General features: G+C 61.5%; 6 protein-coding genes. All 6 read left to right on the forward strand.

The genetic code is table 11. The features are described from left to right. The first annotated feature begins 422 nt into the window (after nucleotides 1–422). On the forward strand, nucleotides 423–761 hold the full coding sequence (locus BQ17_RS19895; RefSeq protein WP_089730129.1) for a DUF2782 domain-containing protein: 339 nt from the start codon (nucleotides 423–425) through the stop codon (nucleotides 759–761). A 322-nt stretch (nucleotides 762–1083) separates the two neighbouring features. Continuing rightward, complete coding sequence (locus tag BQ17_RS19900) at nucleotides 1084–1662, forward strand: TRAP transporter small permease subunit (protein WP_089730131.1); 579 nt, start codon at nucleotides 1084–1086, stop codon at nucleotides 1660–1662. Beyond that, entirely contained in the window at nucleotides 1655–3037 is a 1383-nt protein-coding gene (locus tag BQ17_RS19905; RefSeq protein WP_089730133.1) for a TRAP transporter large permease, read from the forward strand. The genes BQ17_RS19900 and BQ17_RS19905 overlap by 8 nt, the downstream gene beginning before the upstream one ends. A gap of 421 nt (nucleotides 3038–3458) precedes the next feature. After that, entirely contained in the window at nucleotides 3459–3701 is a 243-nt protein-coding gene (locus BQ17_RS19910; protein WP_089730135.1) for an AbrB/MazE/SpoVT family DNA-binding domain-containing protein, read from the forward strand. A gap of 3 nt (nucleotides 3702–3704) precedes the next feature. Beyond that, nucleotides 3705–4043, forward strand: a complete 339-nt coding sequence (gene mazF / locus BQ17_RS19915) for an endoribonuclease MazF (RefSeq protein ID WP_089730137.1) — start codon at nucleotides 3705–3707, stop codon at nucleotides 4041–4043. 178 nt (nucleotides 4044–4221) lie between these two features. Next, the coding region (locus BQ17_RS19920; protein WP_218068371.1) for a hypothetical protein at nucleotides 4222–4454 on the forward strand (233 nt) is incomplete at its 3' end.

Genomic DNA, 4454 nt, shown 5'->3' on the forward strand with positions numbered 1-4454 from the left:
CGCAATTTCCGTTTTTTCGCGAACTGAGCCACTACCGGATCATCCGACGCAGATGCTCCTTGGCTAACTCTCTGGGGGGTAGTGGTTAATATTTAAATGATTTGTTGGGCACACCGCCGTCCAAAGATGCGGTTCGCTGCCTACCTGCCCCCTGTCTGCCGTACCGGCCTGTCTGCGTGCGGGACGCACAGGCAGGCACAGGCAGGCGTCCCTGGGGCGGTAGGCAGGCGCTCACCACATCCTACCGGCTTTGCCCAACCTACGAGCTTCGCCCCTCTCCCACCGAGGGTGTCGCAAAAGGCACCGATCTTCTTCGGGAGGCTTGATGGACGTTCGCCCTGTAGGTTCGGTTTTTCGATGGGCAATCCCCTCCCCTTTCCATTAACATACCTTCTTCCAAGCCGACCGGGACCGCACGCCAGATGAAACGATTGATCCTTACCGCCGCCTCCATTGCTACCGCCGCATTGCCGGCGGCGGTCCACAGCGGAACCGGGCCCAAGGCCTACCCGGAGCCGCCCGAGCTACCGCCTCCGGCCTATCAGGGCGAGACGGTGGAGCCCCAGGTCACCATCATCGAGACCGGGCAGGACACCATCTACGAGTATCGGGTGCGCGGTCGGCTCTATATGGTAAAGGTGCAGCCCCAGGTCGGCCCCCCCTACTATCTCCTGGACACCACGGGAGACGGCCAACTCGATGCCCGCAGGGATCGGGTCTGGAACAATGCGTTACCCCAGTGGGTGTTGTTCAGCTGGTAGGTCGGGCAAATCCCGTAGGATGCGGTGAGCGCAGGAGATCCTTCAAGATGGGACTGCCGGGGGCGCGAACCGCATCGATGATGCCATGAGCACGGTAGGTCTTACAGGATGGCATCCCGAGGAGGCACGAACCGCATCGATGATGTGGTGAACGGTTGAAGGCGGGATACGCTACGCTTTCCCGCCCTACGGGTTACGTGCAAAATATGCAGAAACGGGATCCTAGTGTCGGACGTGGGCACCGCCACAGCGGCGCATCTTTACCCAACCCAGAATATGTCCCGTCTGACTCCCCGGCGCACGCTTATCAACGAGACCGCCGATGAGACTTAAGCGCGTGTCGCCCCCAGGGAACGGCGTTACCCTGCGCTCCCTGGTTGCCGCCCTGGAAGCGGTCGCCGACCGGACCGGGCGCCTCGTCTCCTGGCTTTCCTTCTTCATGGTACTGATCGCCTTCCTGGTGGTGGTGCTGCGCTACGCCTTCGATCTGGGCTGGATCGCCATGCAGGAGTCGGTGACCTACATGCACGCCGCCCTGTTCACGCTCGGGGCGGCCTATACCTTGCGGCGTAACGGCCATGTGCGGGTGGATATCTTCTATCAGAAGTTGTCCCGGCGGGGACGTGCCTGGGTGGACCTCCTGGGTACGCTGCTGCTCCTGATACCGGTTTGTATCTTCATCGCCTGGGTCGGCTGGGACTATGTACGCAAGTCCTGGGAGGTCATGGAAGGCTCGCGGGAGGCGGGAGGCATTCCCGCCGTTTATCTGCTCAAGACCCTGATGATCGTCATGCCGGCCCTGGTGCTGATCCAGGGGTTGGCCTGGATTCTGCGTACCGGGCTCTCTTTGGCCGGTGTCCAGGGGATCCTCCCGCCGGACGAGGACGACGGCAATGCTTGAGCTCATGCCCCTGTTTCTGTTCCTGGGGGTGGGCCTGGTGCTCCTGGCCGGCTATCCGGTGGCCCTGTCCCTGGGCGGGACGGCGCTGGTCTTCGCCTTGGTGGGAAACTGGTTCGGTCTGTTCGATCCGGCCTTCATCGCCGCCCTTCCCAACCGGATCTACGGGGTCATGACCAACGAGACCCTGATCGCCGTGCCCCTGTTCGTATTCATGGGCGTGATGCTCGAACGCTCGCAGGTGGCGGAGAGCCTGTTGGACACCATGGCCATGTTGTTCGGACCCTTGCGCGGTGGTCTGGGGATCTCCGTGACCCTGGTGGGGATGCTGCTCGCGGCCAGCACCGGGATCGTGGGCGCTACCGTGGTGACCATGGGTCTGCTGTCCCTGCCCACCATGTTACGGCGCGGCTACAGCCCGGGGATCGCCGCGGGCACCATCTGCGCCTCCGGAACCCTGGGTCAGGTCATCCCGCCGTCCATCGTCCTGGTGCTCCTGGGTGACGTGCTCTCCGCTGCCTACCAGCAGGCCCAACTCGATATGGGACTGTTCGCACCGGAGACGGTATCGGTCGGGGACCTGTTCGTCGGCGCCCTCATCCCTGGGCTGGTGTTGGTGCTGCTGTACCTGCTTTACCTGCTCGGGGTGGCCTGGCTGCGTCCTGAGGCCGTGCCGGCCATCCCCAAATCCGAGCGGACGATCGCGCCGGGCGTGCTGTGGCGACGGGTGCTCCTGGTGCTCCTGCCCCCTTTGCTGCTGATCGTGGCGGTGCTGGGCTCCATTCTCTGGGGCGTGGCTACGCCGACGGAGGCCGCCTCCGTGGGGGCGGTGGGGGCCATGCTGTTGGCCTGGTCGCGCCGCCGACTCGACCTCGGGACCCTGCGGGAGGTGATGGTTCAGACCACCAATGTCACCAGCATGGTCTTCCTCATCCTCATCGGCGCGGCCCTGTTCTCCCTGGTGTTCCGCGGTTTCGGGGGTGATGAGTTGGTGACCGAGCTCCTCAGCGGGCTGCCGGGCGGTACCCTAAGCGCCGTTGCCCTGGTGATGCTGGTGATGTTCCTGCTCGGGTTCATCCTCGACTTCATCGAGATCACCTTCGTGGTGGTCCCGATCGTGGGGCCGGTGCTGCTAGGAATGGGATTGGACCCGGTGTGGCTCGGGGTGATGATCGCCATCAACCTGCAGACCTCCTTCCTGACCCCGCCCTTCGGCTTCGCCCTGTTCTACCTACGTGGGGTGGCACCGCCCCAGGTCAAGACCGGCCACATCTACCGCGGTGCCATTCCCTTTATCCTCATCCAATTGCTGATGTTGGGGGCACTGGCACTGTGGCCGCAGATCGCCACCTGGCTGCCGGGCCTGGTTTACAGCTGATATGAAGGTACGAAGTAGGGTGGGCTGTGCCCACCAATACGGCGCCTACCCGGTAGGCACAGCCCACCCTACGTCTTCCTTCTACCCGACCTGGGCCTTCTTCAGGGCCGCGGGCGGCAATGCGAAGGTGGACCGGATCAGGTCGTTGTCCAGGCCCACCAGCTGAGGTGGGGGCTCAATTCCGGTTCAAACTGTCCCGCGGCCAACCAACCGCAGATGGGGATGTTGGGCACGGGCTATCCTAAAGATGCGGTTCGCTGCCTGCCCGTGCGTCCCTGCACGCAGACAGGCGCTCACCGCATCCTACGAGCTACCCCTACCCGGACAGGGATGAGCCGGGCGCAGAGATTTTCGAGCCTCGTTGTAATGCCTCCCGAGGTCTTGTACAGTATCTACATCATAGATACTCGCAGGACTCACAATGCAGACACTCGTGAAAAAATGGGGTAACAGCGCCTCGGTGCGCATCCCCGCCACCGTGATGGAAGCCGCCGGCCTTTACCTGGACGACCCGGTAGATGTGCGCGCAGAAGACGGACACATCGTCATTGAGCCAGTGCACCCACGTGAATACGATCTTGCGCAGCTGCTGGCCGGAATCACCTCGGACAACTTGCACGCCGAAGTCAGCACTGGCCCGGCGGTCGGTAACGAGGCGCTCTAACCGATGGCTCGCCGCTACCTGCCTGAGGCCGGCGACATTGCGTGGCTGGGCTTTGACCCGCAAGCAGGCCACGAACAGGCCGGACACCGGCCCGCCCTGGTGCTCAGCCCGGCAACCTATAACGGTAAAACCGGTTTGATGCTCTGTTGTCCTATGACAACAAGGATCAAAGGCTATCCGTTCGAGGTGCTGATCGCCGGTAATCCCCCAAGTGTGGCGCTGGCCGATCAGGTGAAATCCCTCGATTGGGTTGCGCGCAAGGCGAGTCGCAAGGGACAGGCCGCTGCCTCCGAATTAGCCGAGGTCCGGGCAAAACTGATTGCCCTGATCGGAAAACCTTGATACCAATCGGGTAGTAGGTGAGGGTAATAGGTAAGTTTCAAGTGGGAATATCCGGCAGTCGCTGGTCGTTCTGAATTTCTACCACTTGAAAATTTACCACTACCACATTTTTTATCCGCAAGTGATGAAATCGGATCGGTCAGATAGGGCAGATTTCCGAAGCTCGAGGTGAAACTCAATGCAAATTGCCAATCCAATCTACGATGTCGTATTCAAGTATCTTATGCAGAATAACGAGATCGCCATCCTAATCCTCTCGACCATCCTGGAGGAGGAGATCATGGCGCTGGATTTTCTTCCACAGGAAACCTCCATGGCGTTGGAAAATCGCTCGTTCACCGTGTATCGGCTGGATTTTTCCGCCCGGATAAAGACCCAGGACGGCGCGATCAAACAGGTCATCATCGAGAT

It is taken from the genome of Candidatus Thiosymbion oneisti, assembly GCF_900092655.1.
In the GTDB taxonomy this organism is placed as follows: Bacteria; Pseudomonadota; Gammaproteobacteria; order Chromatiales; family Chromatiaceae; genus Thiosymbion; species Thiosymbion oneisti.

Excerpts from the sequence above, each read along its gene's own strand:
- mazF (WP_089730137.1), top strand. The coding sequence starts at position 3,705 with ATGGCTCGCCGCTACCTGCCTGAGGCCGGCGACATTGCGTGGCTGGGC.
- BQ17_RS19905 (WP_089730133.1), top strand. The coding sequence starts at position 1,655 with ATGCTTGAGCTCATGCCCCTGTTTCTGTTCCTGGGGGTGGGCCTGGTG.
- BQ17_RS19895 (WP_089730129.1), top strand. The coding sequence starts at position 423 with ATGAAACGATTGATCCTTACCGCCGCCTCCATTGCTACCGCCGCATTG.
- BQ17_RS19910 (WP_089730135.1), top strand. The coding sequence starts at position 3,459 with ATGCAGACACTCGTGAAAAAATGGGGTAACAGCGCCTCGGTGCGCATC.
- BQ17_RS19900 (WP_089730131.1), top strand. The coding sequence starts at position 1,084 with ATGAGACTTAAGCGCGTGTCGCCCCCAGGGAACGGCGTTACCCTGCGC.